Source organism: Actinospineispora acaciae DSM 45401, assembly GCF_000620785.1.
Taxonomy (GTDB): Bacteria; Actinomycetota; Actinomycetes; order Mycobacteriales; family Pseudonocardiaceae; genus Pseudonocardia; species Pseudonocardia acaciae.
On record NZ_JIAI01000017.1, the window covers coordinates 97782 to 115295 of the forward strand.

The 17514-nt window shown below is 73.1% G+C and carries 18 protein-coding genes and 1 tRNA gene; 8 read left to right on the top strand and 11 right to left on the bottom strand.

Features of this window, described 5'->3' with window-relative positions; translation table 11 throughout:
• Positions 1 to 15 precede the first annotated feature (15 nt).
• Genes N912_RS0142220 through nth form a run of 3 tightly spaced genes read right to left on the bottom strand, consistent with a single transcriptional unit; the run spans position 16 to position 2053 of the window.
• The gene (locus N912_RS0142220; RefSeq protein WP_245645843.1) at positions 16 to 708 is read right to left on the bottom strand and encodes an NUDIX hydrolase; all 693 of its coding nucleotides are present in this window, start codon (positions 706 to 708) and stop codon (positions 16 to 18) included.
• A complete protein-coding gene (locus N912_RS0142225; RefSeq protein WP_084211775.1) occupies positions 705 to 1367 on the bottom strand; it encodes a TlpA family protein disulfide reductase in 663 nt (220 codons plus the stop codon). The genes N912_RS0142220 and N912_RS0142225 overlap by 4 nt, the downstream gene beginning before the upstream one ends.
• Positions 1364 to 2053: an endonuclease III gene (gene nth, locus N912_RS0142230; RefSeq protein WP_028927192.1), complete on the bottom strand. Its 690-nt coding sequence runs from the start codon at positions 2051 to 2053 to the stop codon at positions 1364 to 1366. Before nth ends, N912_RS0142225 begins: the two co-directional genes overlap by 4 nt.
• A 273-nt stretch (positions 2054 to 2326) precedes the next feature.
• Here nth and N912_RS0142235 point away from each other — a divergent pair, with 273 nt between their 5' ends.
• The 3 genes from N912_RS0142235 to N912_RS0142245 all read left to right on the top strand — a co-directional run bounded on the left by N912_RS0142235 (position 2327) and on the right by N912_RS0142245 (position 4811).
• Positions 2327 to 2599, top strand: a complete 273-nt coding sequence (locus N912_RS0142235; protein WP_028927193.1) for a hypothetical protein — start codon at positions 2327 to 2329, stop codon at positions 2597 to 2599.
• A gap of 202 nt (positions 2600 to 2801) precedes the next feature.
• A complete protein-coding gene (locus tag N912_RS0142240; RefSeq protein WP_028927194.1) occupies positions 2802 to 3476 on the top strand; it encodes a Crp/Fnr family transcriptional regulator in 675 nt (224 codons plus the stop codon).
• A 126-nt stretch (positions 3477 to 3602) separates the two neighbouring features.
• Positions 3603 to 4811: an MFS transporter gene (locus N912_RS0142245; protein ID WP_245645845.1), complete on the top strand. Its 1209-nt coding sequence runs from the start codon at positions 3603 to 3605 to the stop codon at positions 4809 to 4811.
• Here N912_RS0142245 and N912_RS0142250 read toward each other — a convergent pair.
• The 5 genes from N912_RS0142250 to sp36 form a co-directional block, all read right to left on the bottom strand.
• Entirely contained in the window at positions 4790 to 5491 is a 702-nt protein-coding gene (locus tag N912_RS0142250) for an MBL fold metallo-hydrolase (RefSeq protein ID WP_084211801.1), read from the bottom strand. The genes N912_RS0142245 and N912_RS0142250 overlap by 22 nt on opposite strands.
• Positions 5492 to 6474: 983 nt before the next feature.
• Entirely contained in the window at positions 6475 to 7863 is a 1389-nt protein-coding gene (locus tag N912_RS0142255) for a hypothetical protein (RefSeq protein WP_156994355.1), read from the bottom strand.
• 23 nt (positions 7864 to 7886) lie between these two features.
• Positions 7887 to 8579, bottom strand: a complete 693-nt coding sequence (locus N912_RS58090) for a hypothetical protein (protein WP_051581555.1) — start codon at positions 8577 to 8579, stop codon at positions 7887 to 7889.
• The gene (locus N912_RS0142265) at positions 8579 to 9052 is read right to left on the bottom strand and encodes a RidA family protein (RefSeq protein WP_028927198.1); all 474 of its coding nucleotides are present in this window, start codon (positions 9050 to 9052) and stop codon (positions 8579 to 8581) included. Before N912_RS0142265 ends, N912_RS58090 begins: the two co-directional genes overlap by 1 nt.
• Positions 9052 to 9234, bottom strand: a complete 183-nt coding sequence (gene sp36 / locus N912_RS0142270) for a Sp36 family protein (RefSeq protein ID WP_028927199.1) — start codon at positions 9232 to 9234, stop codon at positions 9052 to 9054. The genes N912_RS0142265 and sp36 overlap by 1 nt, the downstream gene beginning before the upstream one ends.
• A 119-nt stretch (positions 9235 to 9353) precedes the next feature.
• Between sp36 and bagA the strand changes: the two genes are divergently transcribed.
• Both bagA and bagB read left to right on the top strand, forming a co-directional pair.
• Entirely contained in the window at positions 9354 to 10397 is a 1044-nt protein-coding gene (gene bagA / locus N912_RS58095) for an ATPase BagA (RefSeq protein WP_037069429.1), read from the top strand.
• Between the two features lie 4 nt (positions 10398 to 10401).
• Positions 10402 to 11658 carry an ArsA family ATPase gene (gene bagB / locus N912_RS58100; RefSeq protein WP_084211777.1) on the top strand — a complete coding sequence of 419 codons (1257 nt, stop codon included), beginning with the start codon at positions 10402 to 10404 and terminating at the stop codon, positions 11656 to 11658.
• 11 nt (positions 11659 to 11669) lie between these two features.
• Here bagB and N912_RS58105 read toward each other — a convergent pair whose 3' ends face one another.
• Positions 11670 to 12032 carry a WhiB family transcriptional regulator gene (locus tag N912_RS58105; protein ID WP_051581556.1) on the bottom strand — a complete coding sequence of 121 codons (363 nt, stop codon included), beginning with the start codon at positions 12030 to 12032 and terminating at the stop codon, positions 11670 to 11672.
• Positions 12033 to 12249: 217 nt separating this feature from the next.
• Between N912_RS58105 and N912_RS58110 the strand changes: the two genes are divergently transcribed.
• Positions 12250 to 14661, top strand: a complete 2412-nt coding sequence (locus tag N912_RS58110; protein ID WP_245645847.1) for a transglycosylase domain-containing protein — start codon at positions 12250 to 12252, stop codon at positions 14659 to 14661.
• Here N912_RS58110 and N912_RS0142295 read toward each other — a convergent pair.
• Complete coding sequence (locus N912_RS0142295) at positions 14658 to 15125, bottom strand: GatB/YqeY domain-containing protein (protein WP_028927200.1); 468 nt, start codon at positions 15123 to 15125, stop codon at positions 14658 to 14660. The genes N912_RS58110 and N912_RS0142295 overlap by 4 nt on opposite strands.
• Before the next feature lie 53 nt (positions 15126 to 15178).
• On the opposite strand from N912_RS0142295, the gene N912_RS58115 reads away from it, so the two are divergent.
• Positions 15179 to 16123: a metallophosphoesterase gene (locus N912_RS58115; RefSeq protein ID WP_425415382.1), complete on the top strand. Its 945-nt coding sequence runs from the start codon at positions 15179 to 15181 to the stop codon at positions 16121 to 16123.
• A 23-nt stretch (positions 16124 to 16146) separates the two neighbouring features.
• Positions 16147 to 16223 (top strand) — tRNA-Pro (locus N912_RS0142305).
• Positions 16224 to 17182: 959 nt separating this feature from the next.
• Here the strand turns inward: N912_RS0142305 and N912_RS62870 are convergent.
• Entirely contained in the window at positions 17183 to 17323 is a 141-nt protein-coding gene (locus N912_RS62870; RefSeq protein WP_245645848.1) for a hypothetical protein, read from the bottom strand.
• Positions 17324 to 17514 lie beyond the last annotated feature (191 nt).

A 17514-nucleotide genomic window follows, 5' to 3' on the forward strand; every position in this document is an offset into this window, starting at 1 on the left:
CCGCTCCAGCCTCCGTCACGAGCGAGATCCGCGCCTGGCCGACGCCCAGGCCTCGTCGAGGTCCCGGATCCGGCCTTCCGGCCAGTCCCGTTCCCACCCGCCCATGCGCAGCAGCGCGTCCACCAGGCCCCCGGTGAAGCCCCACACCACCAACCCCGCCACCTCGAACGCCGGGCCGACCCAGCCCGACGGATGCCTTACCAGGAACCGGTTGCTCGGCTCGGCCAAATCGGCCACCGGGACCCGCACCACGGCGGCGGTCTCGGCCGGGTCGACCGGTGCGACCGCCACCGGATCGCGCCAGTGTGCCAGCACCGGCGTGACGTGAAACCCGGACGGGGTGATGTACAGCTCGGGCAGCAGCGCGAGCGGGTCCACCCCGGCCGGGTCCAGGCCGGTCTCCTCGGCCGCCTCGCGCAGCGCGGTGGCCACCGCGTCGCCGTCGCCGGGCTCCATGCCGCCGCCCGGGAAGGACACCTGGCCGGCGTGGTTGCGCAGGCCGGCGGCACGCTCCTGGAGCAGCAGGTCGGGGCCGTGCTCGTCGGTGTGCCCGAAGAGGACCAGCACGGCGGCGGGGCGGTGGCCGTCATCGGGTGGCTCGGGCTGCTCGGGGAGGGTCGCGGACGCGCGCAGCAGCGGCACCAGCCAGCCCGGCGCGGCCTCGGGGACCAGGGTGGGCGACCCGTCCTCGGTGCACTCCACGCTCACGGCCGCTCCGATCGCAGCCGGGACACCGCGGCGGCCACCTCGCCGGCGCTGTGGAACGGGAGCTGCGGCTCGACCTTGGTGACGCTGCCGTCCGCGCGCAGCAGGTAGCTGGCCGGGAGCGCGGGCGGCAACCTCAACGCGGCGGACAGCGCGCCGTCCGGGTCGGCCACCGCCGGCAGCCGTACCCGCAGCTCGGCGAGCAGGGCCAGGGCGGCGTCCGGGCGGTCGCGGACGTCGATCGTCAGCACCGGCACCGCGCCGGGGCGTCCGGCGTACTCGGCCAGCGCGGGCAGCTCCGCCCGGCACGGCCCGCACCAGGACGCCCAGACGTTGAGCAGCGCGTCCTTACCGGCCAGCGCGGCCGCCGGCTCGACCTGGCCGGGCGCGCCCAGGCACGGCACCCGCACCCCGGCCAGCGGCCCGCTCGGGTTCGTCCCGTCTGCCCCGGCCGGGCACGGGGGCAACCCGGCCGCCGCCCGTGCCGGCCCGAGCGCCGCCTCGTCCCACCTCGCGGCCACCGGCGTGTCGTTCTCACTACCCCCGCCCGAGCCGAAAGCGTGCGGCCACAGCGCGACCACGCCGGCCACCGCGAGCACCACCACGACGGCCGTGACCACGAGCTCGCCCCTGGTCAGGCCGGTCCGGGTGGTGCGGGTCACGAGCTGCCGAACCCGGCCATGGCCAGCAGGTGCTCCGTCTCCGGCCCCTTGACCAGCTTGGCGGCCTGCTCGGGTTCGGTGGGCCCGGCACCGAACGACGGGCACTCGGCCGCCAGCGGGCACACCCCGCACGCCGGCTTGCGGGCGTGGCACATCCGCCGCCCGTGGAAGATCACGTAGTGCGAGACGATGGTCCACTGCGCGCGGGGCACGATCCGGCCCACCGCGTGCTCGATCTTGACCGGGTCCTCCTCGTCGGTCCAGCCCCAGCGGCGCACCAGCCGCGAGAAGTGGGTGTCCACCGTGATTCCCGGCACGTCGAACGCGTTGCCCAGGATCACGTTCGCCGTCTTGCGGCCGATCCCGGGCAGGGTGACCAGGTCCTCGAGCCGGTTCGGCAGCTCGCCGCCGAACTTCTCCTCCACCGCCGCGCCCAAACCCATCAACGACGACGCCTTGTTGCGGAAGAATCCGGTGGTCCGGATCATTTCCTCCAGCTCGGTGCGCTCGGCGCCCGCGTAGTCGGCGGCGCTGCGGTACCGGGCGAACAGGGCGGGGGTGACCTCGTTGACCCGCTTGTCGGTGCACTGCGCGGACAGGATGGTGGCGACCGCGAGCTCCAGCGGGTTGGTGAAGTCCAGCTCGCAGTGCGCGTCCGGGTACGCCAGCGCCAGCGTCCGGATCATCCGCCTGGCCCGGCGGGTGCGGCCCAGCTCGCTCTCCCCGGCGGCGACCCGCGCGGCGAGCTTCTTGCTCCGCTGCTGTGTAGACGACTGCTGTGTCGACGATTGCGTACGTGAAACAGCCGATAGAGTCGACGATCGCGAGGAGTTCGTCACCCGGTCCAGGGTACGGATAGCGCTCCGAACACGGGACAATGGGCCATCCAGGCGAACCGGCGCGGCACGCCGACCCCGCCGCGGGCGCCGCCGCTCGGGTGCGAGAGGATTCGCCTCGTTATGACTGCCTGGTTGTCAGTCCTCGTGCCGCTCCTGGTGATGTTCTTCGCCCTCGGTATGGAGCGGGTCGAGGCACGGATGAGGGAGTCGGCGGTGCGCCAGGATGAGCTCGACGACTTCCTGGAGCGCGCCCGAGCCGACGAGGTGAAGGCGTTGTTCCGGTCGGGAACGGGACGCGCGCTGGAGTTGTTCCGGCTGCGCAACCGGGACGGCCGGCAGCCCCGTGCCGAGCGGCGGGCGACCGCCGAGCGGCGGCAGCGGGTCGCGTCCTGAGCGGCTGGTCGGACGCCTTTGGGTAGCGTCCGGATGGCCTCTGGGTAGCCCAGAGGACTTGTGTTCGCGTGTCGTAGGTGGGTCGCAGTGGTCAGGGCCGCCAAAGGGCGCACTAGACTGCCGTCCGATTGATCGGTTCCGGTCGGTGGTGACCCCTGGGTCTGTAGGCATGGGGTCGACGGCCGCGAGTTGAGGAGTGGCTGTGGACGAGGTCTTGCTCCGCGCGGGCATATTCCAAGGCGTCGAGCCGGGCGCCGCCGAGGCGCTCGCCGGGGAGCTCGAGCTGGTGGACTTCCCCCGGGGCCACGTGATCTTCTCCGAGGGCGAGCAGGGTGACCGGCTGTACATCATCGCCAGCGGCAAGGTGAAGATCGGGCGCAAGTCGCCGGACGGGCGGGAGAACCTGCTCGCCGTGTTCGGCCCTTCGGACATGTTCGGCGAGCTGTCCATCTTCGACCCGGGGCCGCGCACGTCGTCCGCGACCACCATCACCGAGGTGCGCGCGCACAGCATGGACCGCGCCGCGCTGAAGGAATGGATCGCCAAGCGCCCGGACATCGCCGAACAGCTGCTCCGCGTGATCGCGCGCCGGCTGCGCCGGACCAACAACTCGCTGGCCGACCTGATCTTCACCGACGTCCCCGGCCGGGTGGCCAAGGCGCTGCTCCAACTGGCCCGACAGTTCGGCTCCCAGGAGTCCGGCCTGCTGCGCGTGACCCACGACCTCACCCAGGAGGAGATCGCCCAGCTCGTCGGCGCCTCCCGGGAGACCGTGAACAAGGCCCTCGCCGACTTCGCCCAGCGCGGCTGGCTGCGCCTGGAGGGCAAGTCCGTGCTCATCCTCGAACCAGAACGCCTCGCCCGCCGAGCCCGTTAACCCAGGTCACCACCCGTGAGTGGTTAGAGGTGCTATGGCACCGCTAACCACTCACGGGTTCTGAGCTGCGGTAACCCGGTGGATTGGGGCGGGCGGGTGCGGTATGGCTAAGGGATGTCGACCTCCTTGGCGGATTACCGTGCGGCGCTGCGGGCTCCGGGCGCGGCCGGGCCGATGCTCGCGTCGGTGTTCGGGCGGTTCCCGATCGCGATGCTCGGGTTGGCCTCGCTGTTCTACGTGCAGCGGGCGTACGGGTCGTTCGGGCCGGCCGGGTTCGTCGCGGCGGCCACATTGGTCGGCGAGGCGGTCGGCTCGGTCGTGCAGGGGCGGATCATCGACCGGCACGGGCCGACCCGGCCGCTGCTGATCGTCTGCGGGGTGTTCGCGGCCACCGCGGGCGGGCTGACGCTGGCCATCGAGGCGCGGCTGGCGGTGCCGGTGCTGGTGGCGGCCGGGCTCGCGGTCGGGTTGAGCATGCCGGCGCTGCCGGGGGCGTCGCGGGCGCTGTGGACGGTGCTGGTGCCGGCGGGGTCGCGGCGGGAGGCGGCGTTCACCTACGAGGCGGTCAGCATGGAGGTGTTCTTCATCCTGGGCCCGGCGGTGGCCGCCGGGCTGATCGCCGCGCCGTGGGCCGGTACCGGGTTCGCGGTGGCCACCGGGTCGTTGCTGGTGGGCAACGTCGGGTTCGCGCTGACGCGGACGGTGCGGGGGCGCCGGCCGGCGGGGGCCGACGGCGGCACCGGGTGGGGCGCGCTGGCCAGCCCGGGGATGCGGGTGGTGGTGCTGGCCGGGATGGGGTTCGGCTGGGTGGCCGGGTCGGTCGAGGTCGGGGTGCCGGCGGTGACCACCCGGGCCGGCTGGCCTGCGCTGTCCGGGCTGCTGCTCAGCGCCTGGTCGATCGCGTCGGTGCTGTCCGGCCTGCTCTACGCGCTGCGGCCGTGGCCGAGGCCGCTGCACCTGCGGATGCCGGCGCTGCTGGCCGGCTTCGGGCTGGGCGCGGTGGCGATGGCGTTCGTGCCGGGGCTGGTGGGGCTCGGTGTGGTGATGCTGATCGCCGGCTGCCTGATCACCCCGCAGGTCACCGGGCACTCGCTGGGCGTGGAGCTGACCGCGCCGGCCGGGACGGCGACGGAGGCGTTCGGGTGGGTGGTCACGGCGATCACCCTGGGGCTGGCGTGCGGTCAGGCGCTCGGCGGCGCGCTGATCGACGCCTACGGGCCGAGCGCGGCGTTCCTGGCCGGTGGGCTCGCCGGGGTCGGGCTGGCCGCCGCCATGTGGTTCATGCGCCGCGCGTTGGCGAGCGGGGGGTACGGCTACAGCCCGTCACGCAGGTAGTCGAGCTGGGCCTTGACGGACATCTCGGCGGCCGGCCAGAGGGCCTGGTCCACGTCGGCGTAGACCAGCTCGACGACCTGGCGCGGGGTGGCGTCCGGGCCGAGCTGGGCCAGCGCGCGGCGGACCTGGTCGAGGCGTTCCTCGCGGTGGGCCAGGTACTGGCGTGCGATGGTGCCGGCGTCGGGCAGCTCGGGGCCGTGCCCGGGCAGCACCGCCAGCCCGTCCGGCAGCTCGGCCAGCCGGCGCAGCGAGCCCAGGTAGTCGCCGAGGCGGCCGTCCGGGTGGGCGATCACGGTGGTGCCCCTGCCCAGGATCGTGTCGCCGGTGAGCAGCGCGTCGTCGAGCACGAAGCACAGCGAGTCCGAGGTGTGCCCGGGGGTGGCCAGCACCCGCAGCTCCACGCCGGCGGCGGCCACCACGTCGCCCTCGCCAAGCCCCTCGTCGCCGAGCACCAGCGCCGGGTCCAGGGCGCGCACCGGTGCGCCGGTCAGCTCGGCGAGGCGGCGGGCGCCCTCGGAGTGGTCGAGGTGGTGGTGGGTGAGCAGGATCTGCGCCACCGGGCCGTTCTCGGCGATCAGTTGCAGGTGCCGCTCGTCCGCCGGGCCGGGGTCGATCACGATGACGTCCTCGGATCCGGGCGCGCGCAGCAGCCAGCTGTTGGTGCCGTCCAGGGTCATCATCGACGGGTTCTCGGCCAGCAGCACCGACGCCGTCGGGGTGACCGGCCGCAGCTTCTCGTACACCGGGTGGTTCGGGCGGGCGGGCAGCAGCCCGGCGGCGTCCGGCGCGGCGGGCGGCGGCGTGGCGCGCGGGCGGAGCTGGTACGCGGCCCGTTCGTAGCCCAGCTCGCCGGGCAGGCTGAGCACCAGCCGGTCGCCCTCGCGGCGCACCTTCGGGATCAGCGGTGTGATCGTGCGGCCCGCGCTGGCGTCCAGGGCGGTGGCCACGTCGGGCTGCTCGGTGAGCTGTTCGAGCGTCACCCAGGTCGGCGGAAGCAGCTCGATGCGGTCGTCCTTCCACTCCTCCAGGGCGTCGGCGGGGCGACGCCAGGCGGCCGAGCGGACCTCGCTGGTCCCGGCGTCGGCCCGTTGCCCGTCCGGCAGCGCGGCCAGGAAGAAGAACGTGTCGTAGCGCCGCCGCCGGCCCTTCTCCGGGGTGACCCAGTTCGCCCACGGCCGCAGCAGGTCCGCGCGCAGCACCCAGCCCCTGGCGGTGAGCACGTCGGCCAGCGCGCCGCGCCGGTCCACCAGCTCGGCCCGCGCCTCGGCCAGCTCGTCGGGGTCGGTCGTCAGCGCCTGCCCGTCCGAGGGGCCGGCCAGCAGCACGCCGCACTCCTCGAACGTCTCCCGCACGGCGGCGCACACCATGGCGCCGGCCAGCTCCTCCGCACAGCCCATCCGGCCGGCCCACCAGGACGGCGGCGGCCCGGACCAGCCGATGCCGTTGACGCGGTCCCGGTCGTCCACCCCGCCGCCGGGGAAGACGTGCACGTTCGGCGCGAACGCCATCGCCCCGACCCGGTGCTGCAGGAACACCTCCAGACCGGCCTGGGTATCGCGCAGCAGCACCACCGTCGCCGCTGGTCGGGGCACTACCGGGGCGTCAGGGGGTGACATGGGCCGACTCTAACCGCTGGCCGGCGAGCCCACCCGCCGAACGGATCTCAGCCGGCCTGGTCGGGCGGACCCAGTTGGCGCGGCCCCCGGGGCTTGCGCCCGCCGTTGGTGCTCCGGAACATCTGGCCGGAGTGCTGCTCGGGGTGCGAGTCGCCGTCCTCGCGGGCGGCCAGCTCCTCGTGCAGCTGGCGCAGCAGCCGCTGCTCGACGTCGGACAGCCCGGGCGGGGTGTCCGGCAGGTTGGCCTCGTCGGCGCGCGCGGGCTGGCGCTTGGGCTGCGACTGCCTGGCCTGCGGCCGCCCGTTGCCGGGTGCGCCCCCGGCCGCCGGGAACCCGCCGGACGCGTTCGGGCCCGGTGGCTCCTGGCTCGGCGGCAGGGCGGGCAGGTCTCGCGGCGAGTTCCACAGCCCGTCCCTCGGCCGATCGCCGCCCCGGCGGTCGGCCGCTGGTCTATCCCCCGGCGGTTCGTCCTCCAACGACCCGTCGGCGCCGTCCGGCGGGAACGGCGAGCGCTCGCGTCCGGGTCCGTCGTCGAGGTCGGAACGGTCCGGTTGCGGCCGCAGCGGCGCCGAACCCCGGGCGGTGATCACCCGGTCCACCGGGCGGAGCGGGGCGCGGCGGGTCTCGTCCCGCGCGCTGGCCTCCTGGCCGGATCCGGAGCCGGAAGCGCGCCGCTTGTCCGGCCGGCGCTGCTTGTCCCTGTTGTCCCGGCCGTCCCGGTTCCTCGGGTCCTGCTCGGGGCGCCCCGCCGGCTGCCGGCGGGGCAACGGGCCGCCGCCACCGCTACCGCCGGCGGGCGGCCCCGTGTCGACCAGCTCCAGCCGGCGCGCCTCGGCCAGCGCGGCGCGGTGGTAGTCGCCGAGCTGGTGCTCGGCCGCGAACACCTCGACCGAGGCGAACACGCCCGCCCTGGCCAGCACCTCGCCGACCTGGTAGGCGAGCACGTCGGCGCCGGCGGTCTCGGCGGTCTCGATCAGCACCAGCGGGTGCGGCAGCGGGCCGGGCGCGCCGCCGGCCGGCGTGGTGCGCCAGACCAGCAGCACCTGGCAGTCGCGCAGCAGCCGGCCCGGCACGGTGCGCAGCGCCGCCTCCGGGTCGTGCTCGGCGCCGGCCGCCGGGAACCCACCGGTGGCCGGGTCGGCCAGGAACCGGTGCCGCATCCGGGGCGAGGTGTCCGCCGGCGGCAGCGACTCGCCCTGGACGAGCAGCTGGCGTCGTCCGGCGGCGGCCGCCAGCGCGTCGTGCGGGCCCGGTGGCAACCGCACCCGGTCGGCCTGCACCGTCGAGGTGGCCAGCTCGATGGCGTAGTCGCCCTCGCCGACCGCGACCAGCTCCCGGCACCAGCCGAGCAGCTCATCGTCGATCAGCCCGGCCAGCGAGAGCAGCAGGGTGTGCGTCTCGACCGTGACGTCCACGGCTTCTCGGCCCTCTGGCATCTCGCCTCCCTTCCTCAGGCGTCTCAGGCGTCGACCAGCGCGCCGGTCGAGCCGCGACGGCCCCGCGCCACCGGCTCCCGGTCCGGCGAGCGCCACAGCGATACCGACTCGCGTAACGCCAGCCGGTGGTACGGCGGCAGGGCCAGCGGCGGGGACACCACTTCCACGGCCGGCGTGAGGTCGCCGTGCGCGCGCAGGATGCGCTGCATGACGCCGGTCAGCGCCGGCAGGTTCTCGGTCACGTGCGCGAGCACGATCCGCTGCGGCCGGGGGCGGTCCACCCGCCAGCTTCGGCGCAGCTCCTTGGCGCCGGGGTGGCCGCGCACCACGGCGGCCAGCATCAGGTCCACGCCGTCGCGCCAGCCGGCCAGGGTCGCCACGTCGGCGCACTCCTCGCCGGGGCCGAGGTCGGCCTGGAAGCTGGCGTTGACCTCGACCGGGTCGGACGCCGGGAGCACCGCGTCGAGCAGCCGGGACGGCGCGCCCCACCGGGGCAGGCAGACCTCCATCAGCTCCCGCTCGGCGTCGGTCAGCCCGATGCGGTGGCGCAGCAGGGCCTTCGGCAGGCTGCGCACCAGCGCCGGGTGCGCGCCGGCGGCCAGCCAGTCGCGCAGCCGCCAGAGCAGCCGCTCCGGCAGCCGACCGGCCAGCCGGACCAGCAGGTCGTGACAGGCCCGCTCGGCGGTGGGATCGGACTGCGCTGGCGTCACGCTCATCAGGACACCTCTGTTGTGGTCTCGACTTCAACCACGATTTCGACCTCGACGGGCGAGTTCTTGGGCAGCTCGGCCACCCCGACAGCCGATCGGGCATGCCGGCCCGCGTCGCCGAACACCTCGCCGAACAGCGCCGAGGCACCGTCGATCACGGACGGCTGGTCGGTGAACCCGGGCGCGGAGGCCACGAAACCGGTGACCTTCACCACCCGCCGCACCGCGTCGATGCCGACCAGGGAGTGCACCGCGGCCAGCGCGTTGAGCGCGCAGGTGCGGGCCAGCCCGGCCGCTTCGCCGGCGTCCACCTCGGCGCCGACCTTGCCGGTGGCCGCCAGCGCGCCCGCCACCACGGGGAGCTGGCCGGCGGTGAACACCAGCGAGCCCGAGCGCACCGCCGGCAGGTATGCCCCCGCCGGCTTGGTTACCTCGGGTAACGAGATTCCCAGGTCGTCGAGCCGCTGGCTGGCCGACATCAGCCGGGACCGCCGCTCGTCTTGGGCCGTTTGAGGTAGGCGACCAGCTGTTCTCCGGTCGGTCCGGGCAACACGGTCACGAGTTCCCACCCATCGGCGCCCCATTGGTCCAAGATTTGCTTGGTGGCGTGGGTCAGCAACGGCACGGTCGCATACTCCCAGGCGGTGGGCGAGGCGCTCATGGTTCGCCAGCTTATCTCCGGCCCAACCCTGACCCCCCGTTGGGCCAGCCCCGTTACGCCGACCGGCCGGCTGCGCGCGACGGGGCGACATTTACTACCGGGACGTAGGCTGCACAGGCATGTGGCCCGAAGAGCTCGAGCAGGCTCGGTTACACGTTGTGACCGGCAAGGGCGGCACGGGCAAGACCACCGTCGCCGCCGCGCTCGCCCTCGCGCTCGCGGCCGGCGGCCGGCGCACGCTGCTGGTCGAGGTCGAGGGCCGCCAGGGCATCGCCCAGCTGTTCGACACCAGCCCGCTGCCGTACGCCGAGGAGCGGATCGCCGTCGCGCCCGGCGGCGGTGAGGTGCGCGCGCTCGCGATCGACGCCGAGGCCGCGCTGCTGGACTACTTCGAGACGTTCTACAACCTGGGCCTCGCCGGGCGGACGCTGCGCCGGATGGGCGCCGTGGAGTTCGCCACCACGCTCGCCCCCGGGCTGCGTGACGTGCTGCTCACCGGGAAGGTCAAGGAGTGCGTGGGCCGCTGCGGCGACGACGGGCGCTACCTCTACGACGCGGTGGTGCTGGACGCGCCGCCGACCGGGCGGGTGGTCACCTTCATGGACGTCACCAAGGCGATGGCCGACCTGGCCAAGACCGGCCCGATCCACCGGCAGAGCGAGGGCGTGGTGCGGCTGCTGCACTCGGCGGACACCGTCGTGCACCTGGTCACCACCCTGGAGGACCTGCCGGTCACCGAGGCGCTGGAGACCGTGCGCGAGCTGGATGCCGCCCAGCTGCGCACCGGCGCGATGATCGTGAACCGGGCGGACCCCCGGCGACTGCCGACCCGCTCGGTGGACAGCGCCGCCGACGGGCGGGTGGACAGGGCGCGGGTCCGCTCCGGGTTGGCCTCGGCCGGCGTCGAGCTGACCGACGTCCAGCTCGACGGCCTGGTCGCGGAGACGGTGGAGCACGCGGTGCGGGTGCGCGCCGAGGCGGCCGCGCTGGCGCGCCTGGACGCCGGGCCGCCGGACGGCCCGGCCGAGCCGATGCCCCGGCTCACGCTGCCCGAGGTGATCGACGGCGTGGAGCTGGGCGCGCTGTACGAGCTGGCCGAGCGGCTCACCGAGCAGGGCGTCCGGGCGCGCCCGGTGCCGAGGCCGGCCAAGGCGGGGCGGTGACCCGGTGACCCCCGCCAAGCGCACCCCCCGGCTGGACCTGGACGCGGTGCTGGACGACCCGGGCACCAAGGTCGTGGTGTGCTGCGGCTCCGGCGGGGTGGGCAAGACGACGACGGCCGCCGCGCTCGCGGTGCGCGCCGCCGAGCGCGGCCGGCAGGCGGTGGTGCTGACCATCGACCCGGCCCGGCGGCTGGCCGAGGCCCTGGGTCTGACCACGCTGAGTAACGAACCGAAGCGCGTCGCGGGCGTCGGAAGCGCGCCCGAGGACGCCGGGTCCGACGGCGAGTGCAGCCGCACGTGCAGCGGCACGGACGGCGAGCTTTACGCCATGATGCTGGACATGCGGCGCACCTTCGACGAAATGGTGTACGCCCACGCCGCCCCGGACCGCGCGGAGAAAATTCTCTCGAACCCGTTCTACCAGACAATTTCCTCGTCGTTCTCCGGAACGCAGGAATACATGGCGATGGAGAAGCTGGGCCAGCTGGTCGCAACCGACAGGTGGGACCTGATAATCGTCGACACGCCGCCGTCGCGGTCCGCGCTGGACTTCCTGGACGCCCCGCAGCGGATGTCCTCGTTCCTGGACGGCCGGATGATCCGGCTGCTCTCCGCCCCGGCCCGGGCCGGCGGCCGTGGGCTGCGCCGGCTGGTGGGCGCCGGGTTCGGGCTGTTCGCCAAGGCGGTCGGGACCATCCTGGGCGGGCAGATGCTGGCCGACGCCTCGGCGTTCGTGCAGGCCTTCGACACCATGTTCGGCGGCTTCCGGGAGCGCGCGGCGACCACCTATGAGCTGCTCCGCTCGCCGGGCACCGCGTTCGTCGTGGTGGCCGCCCCGGAGCCGGACGCGCTGCGCGAGGCCGCCTACTTCGTGGACCGGCTGGCCACCGAGGAGATGCCGCTGGCCGGGCTGATCCTCAACCGCACCCACCCGGTGCTGGCCGACCTGCCGGCCGGGCGCGCCCGCGACCTTGCCGACCTGGTCGACTCCGCCGGGAGCGGCCGGCTGGCCTCGGCCGTGCTGCGGCTGCACGCCGACCGGGTGGACCGCGCCGACCGGGAGCGCCGGCTGCTCGCCAGGTTCACCAACGCCCACCCGGACGTGGCGGTGACCCAGGTGCCCGCCGTGGCCGGCGACATCACCGACCTGGCCGGACTGCGCGAGATTGGCACCCGGCTGGCCGCCGCGCCGCCGTCCGACCGGTCCGGCGCGGCGAAGCCGGCTCGTCCCCGCGCCGAGGTCGAAGGCGCCACCGGCTGAGCCGTTCGTCCTTACGCCGCCTTGGTGGCCAGTGCCGCCACCTCACTCGTGGTCGTCGTCGCTGCCCTTGCCGCGTCCGCCCGCGCCGCCACCGCATCCAGCCGTGCCCGCCGCGCCGCCGCCCGCAGCAGCGGCTCCCAGGCGGTCACCTCGGGCCGGCGGCGCAGCATGGCCCGGCGCTCCCGCTCGGTCATCCCGCCCCAGACGCCGAACTCGATGCGTTCGTCCAACGCGTGCGCAAGGCACTGGGTGAGCACCGGACAACCTCGGCAGACCGACCGGGCGTCGCGCTGCTTCGCGCCGGTCACGAATAGGCGATCAGGATCACCGTTACGGCAGTTGGCGGACACACGCCAATTCCCGGCCGCATTCATTACCTACTCCCAAGGTTGCCGTTGAAAAGCCCGTCATCGGTATGGACGCAAGTCAACCGAACACGGTTCCCTGGGCCAAGCCGGGAAAACTACTCAACTACGCTCGGTGACCTACCTAGTCCGGCCATCGCGCCCGGAGCACGTTGGCGAAATGCCCCTGCCGTGCCCATGCCGCTTGACGCGGAACGTGCCCCCGCCCCGCGTAAGCTGACCCCCCGTGAGCAGCTCCGAATCGATCAAACGCCAGGTGGCGAAGCTGCTCGGACTCTGCGTGATCGGCGGCGTGCTGCTGGCCGGCATGGTCTACCCGTTCGCCGTCGCCGCCGGGATCGCGTCCAACAAGGCAGCCGACACGGTGGTGAACGCGTCGTCGGACCTGGCCGACGAGCGGTTGCCCTCGGCGACCACGGTGACCGACGCGGCCGGCAACCCGATCGCCTACCTGTACGACCAGAACCGCTCCATGGCGCCGTCCTCGGCGATCTCGCCGGCGATGAAGGCCGCCGCGGTGGCCATCGAGGACCGCCGGTTCTACGACCACCAGGGCGTCGACTGGCAGGGCACCATCCGGGCGATGATCGCCAACTCCGCGTCCGGCGACGTGGTGCAGGGCGCGTCCACGCTGACCCAGCAGTACGTGAAGAACTTTCAGCTCTACGTCGCCGCCCGCAGCGAGTCCGACCGGCTCAAGGCCACCGAGCAGACCACCGCGCGCAAGCTGCGGGAGATCCGGATCGCGCTGCAGCTCGAGCGGAAGATGAGCAAGGACGACATCCTCACCGGCTACCTGAACATCATCTTCCTGGGCAACAACGCCTACGGCGTCACCGAGGCCGCCCGCACCTACTTCAACACCACCCCGGACCGGCTGACCGTGCCGCAGGCCGCGCTGCTGGCCGGCATGGTGCGCAGCACCAGCGCGTACGACCCGGTGGCGCACCCGAAGGCGGCGCTGGACCGGCGCAACATCGTGATCAGGGCGATGGCCGAGCAGGGCATGATCACCGAGGCGGACGCCAACCAGGCGGTGGCGGCCCCGCTGGGCGTGGTGAACCCGCTGGCGTCGCGGCCAAACGGCTGCATCGGCGCCGGCGACGAGGGCTACTTCTGCAAGTACGTGGTGGAGTACCTGACCAAGGCCGGCTTCACCGCCGACCAGCTCAACCGGGGCGGCTACACCATCCGCACCACCCTGGACCCGAAGGCGATGGCCGAGCTCAAGGCCGCCGTGGACGCCGAGGTGCCGCCGCACCAGGCGCACGTGGCGAACGCGATGGCCCTGGTCGCGCCGGGCACGGACAAGCACAAGCTGCTGGCCATGGCGGCCAACCGGACCTTCGGGCTCAAGGCCGACGAGCAGCAGACCAGCTACGGGCTGCCCTACGAACCGGTGAACCTGGGCGCCGGCTCCATCTACAAGATCTTCACCGCGGCCACCGCGATGGAGAAGGGCATGGGCATCAACCACGAGATCGACGTGCCGCCCAGCGGGTACGCCTCGCCGGTGTACCGCGACGGCGCCGGCCGCCCCACCCCGGTGGGCAACGACGGCCGCTACGCCGACGAGATGTCCCTGCAGAAGGCGCTGGCGCTCTCGCCCAACACCGCGTTCGTCAAGCTGGAGGAGTTCACCGGGGTGCCGCCGGTGGTGGACATGGCGGTGCGCATGGGCATGCGCTCGCTGGCCACCACCCCGTTCGTGGACCCGCGCACCGGCAAGCGCACCGACCGCTCCATCGCCGAGGTGACCAAGGCGCAGAACCTCGGCTCGTTCACCCTCGGCGTGACCCCGACCAGCATCCTGGAGCTGGCCAACGTGGGCGCCACCCTGGCCAGCTCCGGCACCTGGTGCCCGCCCAGCCCGATCGAGCAGATCACCGACGCCGAGGGCAAGCCGGTCCCGATCACCGAGCTGCCCTGCGAGCGGGTGCTCGACCCCGGCCTGGCCAACACGCTGCTCACCGGCCTGAGCAAGGACGACACCGAGGGCACCGCCGCCGCCTCGGCGCGCGGCTTCAAGTGGAACCGCCCGATGGGCGGCAAGACCGGCACCACCGAGGAGTACAAGTCCGCCGGGTTCGTCGGGATCGTCCCGCAGGCGGCCGGCGCGGTGATCACCTTCGACGACTCGCGCTCGCCCCGGCCGCTGTGTGACCCGGGCGGCGCGTCGCCGCCGGTGGCGTGTTCGAGCGGCAACATCTACGGCGGCAAGGCGCCCGCGCGGACCTGGTTCCGGGCGATGACCGGCTACCTGGCCGGCCAGCCGGTGGCGCCGCTGCCGCCCACCGACAACCGGTTCACCGAGGGCGGTGACACCGAGCGGATCCCGGACGTCATCGGCAAGGACGCCGACGAGGCCAAGGACATCCTGGAGGACGAGGACTGGGACGTCGTGATCGAGCGGGTGGACAACCGGGCCCGGCGCGGCATGGTGGTCGGCCAGCACCCGCGCGGCACGGCGCTGCCCGGCGAGAAGGTCACCCTGCAGGTGAGCACCGGCAAGGTGCCGCCGCCCCCACCCCCGCCCGGGGAAGGCACGAACGCCGGAACCGCCGCGCCGCCGTCCGTCGCGCCGCCCGCCCCGCCCGGAGCCCTACCGCCCGGCCCGGCCAACGGTCCCGGCGGCTAGCCGATCAGGCGGGCCTTGACGGCGGCGGCCACCCGCGACCCCTCCGCCCGGCCGGCGGCCTCGGCGGTTGCGACCTTCATCACCTGGCCCATCTGGCGCGGGCCGGGGGCGGAGCCGGTCTCGGCGGCCACCTGGGCCACGGCCCGCTCGGCCAGCGCGTCCACCTCGGCGTCGGTGAGCTGCGAGGGCAGGTAGTGGGCCAGCACCTCGGCCTCGGCGCGCTCCTTGGCGGCCAGCTCGGTCCGGCCGGCGGCGTCGAACGCCTCGGCGGACTCCGCGCGCTTCTTGGCCTCCCTGGTCAGCACCTTGCGGACCTCGTCCTCGTCCAGCTCGCGCGCGGTGTCACCGGCCACCTCGCCGGCGGTGATCGCGGTCAGCGCCATCCGCAGCGTCGACTTGGTCAGCTCGTCCTTGCTCTTGATCGCGGCGGTGAGGTCGTCGCGCAGGCGCGCTTTGAGGCCCATGACGGCTCACTTTAGCCCTGGCGCGGCGCACTACTCTGGCCGCCGTGAACACCGTGACACGGACGGCACTGGGCACGGTCGGCCTCGGCGCGGCCGCGCTCGGTTACGCGGCGCTGATCGAGCGGCGGCACTGGACCCTGCGCACCGCGACCCTGCCGGTGCTGCCCGAGGGCCGCCCGAGCATGCGCGTGCTGCACGTGTCCGACCTGCACATGATGCCCGGGCAGCGGAGCAAGCAGCGCTGGGTCGCCGAGCTGGACGCGCTGGAGCCCGACCTGGTGGTGAACACCGGCGACAACCTGGCCCACCCGAAGGCGGTGCCCGCCGTGCTGCGCGGGCTGGGGCCGCTGCTGGACCGCCCCGGGGTGTTCGTCTTCGGCAGCAACGACTACCGCGGGCCCGTGCCCAAGAACCCGGCAAGCTACCTGCGCCGCCACCGCCGCCGGGTGCGTGGCGCGCCGCTGCCGTGGCGGGACCTGCGCGCCGCGCTGCTCGAACGCGGCTGGCTGGACGCCACCCACCAGCGGCTGCGGATCACCGTCTCCGGCCAGCCGCTCATGGTCGCCGGCGTGGACGACCCGCACATCGGCAGGGACGACTACCGCGCCATCGCCGGCCCGGTCTCCGAACCGGTGGCGCTGCGCCTCGGCCTGACGCACTCGCCCGAACCCCGGGTGCTGGACCGGTTCGCCGCCGACGAGTACGACCTGGTGATGGCCGGCCACACCCACGGCGGCCAGCTTCGGGTCCCCGGCTACGGCGCGCTGGTCACCAACTGCGGCCTGGACCGCTCCCGCGCCCGGGGGGCGTCCCGCTGGGGCGCACACACCTGGCTGCACGTGTCCGCCGGCCTGGGCACCTCCCCGTACGCCCCGGTCCGCTTCGCCTGCCCGCCGGAGGCCAGCCTGCTTACCCTGGTGCCGCGGCCGGTCGGCCCCGGGGCCGGCGGAAACGGCCAAGGCCGAGCCAGGTCATCGGCCGCCGCGGACGTCGGCTAGACTGACCACCGCACGTCAGCCACCGGGGTGTGGCGCAGCTTGGTAGCGCGCTTCGTTCGGGACGAAGAGGCCGTGGGTTCGAATCCCGCCACCCCGACCAGTACAAAGGCCCAGGTCGCTGGCTCACGCACAGAGCCGGCGACCTGGGCCTTTCGTCGTATTTGATCTACTGCCTCGTTCGGATCAAGATCGACAGATCAGAGTGCGCGCTGGCTCCAGCGGGCGTGCGACGGCTGGACCCGCCCGGCTGCAGAACTCCAGCTACCTTGGCCTGGCCCCCCTGAGGAACTTGGAGCTACACCATCATGGCGGATCGAGCGCATTTCAGACGCTTCCTCAGCGCTGTCCGGAGCGTCTGGACGTCTTCGGTCACGACCCTGGTCTTCGCTGTCGGGTTCGCTATCTGCGGTGTCGGCTGGTGGGCATCTATCCGGCCGGCCGAGCCCGTGTGGGGGCCGGTCGGGACATGGGTCGGCGGGCTCGCCACCGCCATGGGCCTAGTATTCGCGGGAACGCAAATTCGTGACGCGCGCAAACAACGCCAGCTAGAGGCACAGCTGCGCCAGGACGGCGAGACCGAACGACGAGACGCTATGGCTCGGGCCGTCTGCATATCTAGCACGCTCGCCGCCCAAGACGACGGCAGCGAGGCGATCGAGTACTCACTTATGAACGGGTCTGACTATCCAATCGATATGATCGTAATCCAGATTAACGACCCTGGCGGGTACTTGGGGTACCACCTAGAAGATGGGAGTCCCGTGCCTCGCGAGCTGGTGATAGGGACCATGCACTCGAAACAGGTTATCTCCGGCAAGGAGCCTGTCCAACCGAAGCCAGAAATACCTTTCCTACTTCTCACAGGGATGGCTTCGGTAGTGTTCACTGATACATGGGGTCAGTCATGGTGGAGATGTCCCGGACAGCTTGAGAAGCGCGACGGGCCGGCCCGCATGTGCTGACTCTTCGCGCGGAGCTGTTCGCATGCCAAGATCTGCAAATCGGAAGGCTCAGGTCACACCTCGCCGGGAACGACCTGAGTCATCCGTTTCTAACCACCTATGCGGCGTCTTCTGGAAATAGGTCGTTCATCGCGGTCGCTCCGTCCTGGACCACGGGGCGGATCTGCTTGCGATAGATCAGCTCGGTGACCGACTTCCCGCTGTGTCCGACCAACCGGGAGATCTGCTCGATCGGCATGCCCTCCGTCGGAGAGCAGAGACACGAAGCTGTGCCGTAGCTCGCGAGACAGCAACAACAATCGGTCAACAGCGGTCATTGTCGAGCCGTTCTGATGGGGTAGAATTACTGCTCAGTGCCCTCGATTCAGCACGGTCGACTTCTTTCCAAGCTGATGATCGCGATCAGGGTGTCGACGTCCGGGCTTGGAG

Bases quoted from the DNA above. Each gene is read 5' to 3' on its own strand.
- N912_RS0142235 (WP_028927193.1), top strand. From the start codon at position 2,327: ATGACTGCCTGGTTGTCAGTCCTCGTGCCGCTCCTGGTGATGTTCTTC.
- nth (WP_028927192.1), bottom strand. From the start codon at position 2,053: ATGATCCGGACGCTGGCGCTGGCGTACCCGGACGCGCACTGCGAGCTG.
- N912_RS0142255 (WP_156994355.1), bottom strand. From the start codon at position 7,863: ATGCCAGAGGGCCGAGAAGCCGTGGACGTCACGGTCGAGACGCACACC.
- N912_RS62870 (WP_245645848.1), bottom strand. From the start codon at position 17,323: ATGCCGATCGAGCAGATCTCCCGGTTGGTCGGACACAGCGGGAAGTCG.
- N912_RS0142295 (WP_028927200.1), bottom strand. From the start codon at position 15,125: ATGGGCCTCAAAGCGCGCCTGCGCGACGACCTCACCGCCGCGATCAAG.
- N912_RS0142265 (WP_028927198.1), bottom strand. From the start codon at position 9,052: ATGTCGGCCAGCCAGCGGCTCGACGACCTGGGAATCTCGTTACCCGAG.
- bagA (WP_037069429.1), top strand. From the start codon at position 9,354: ATGTGGCCCGAAGAGCTCGAGCAGGCTCGGTTACACGTTGTGACCGGC.
- N912_RS58105 (WP_051581556.1), bottom strand. From the start codon at position 12,032: ATGAATGCGGCCGGGAATTGGCGTGTGTCCGCCAACTGCCGTAACGGT.
- sp36 (WP_028927199.1), bottom strand. From the start codon at position 9,234: ATGAGCGCCTCGCCCACCGCCTGGGAGTATGCGACCGTGCCGTTGCTG.
- N912_RS0142250 (WP_084211801.1), bottom strand. From the start codon at position 5,491: ATGATGACCCTGGACGGCACCAACAGCTGGCTGCTGCGCGCGCCCGGA.
- N912_RS58090 (WP_051581555.1), bottom strand. From the start codon at position 8,579: ATGAGCGTGACGCCAGCGCAGTCCGATCCCACCGCCGAGCGGGCCTGT.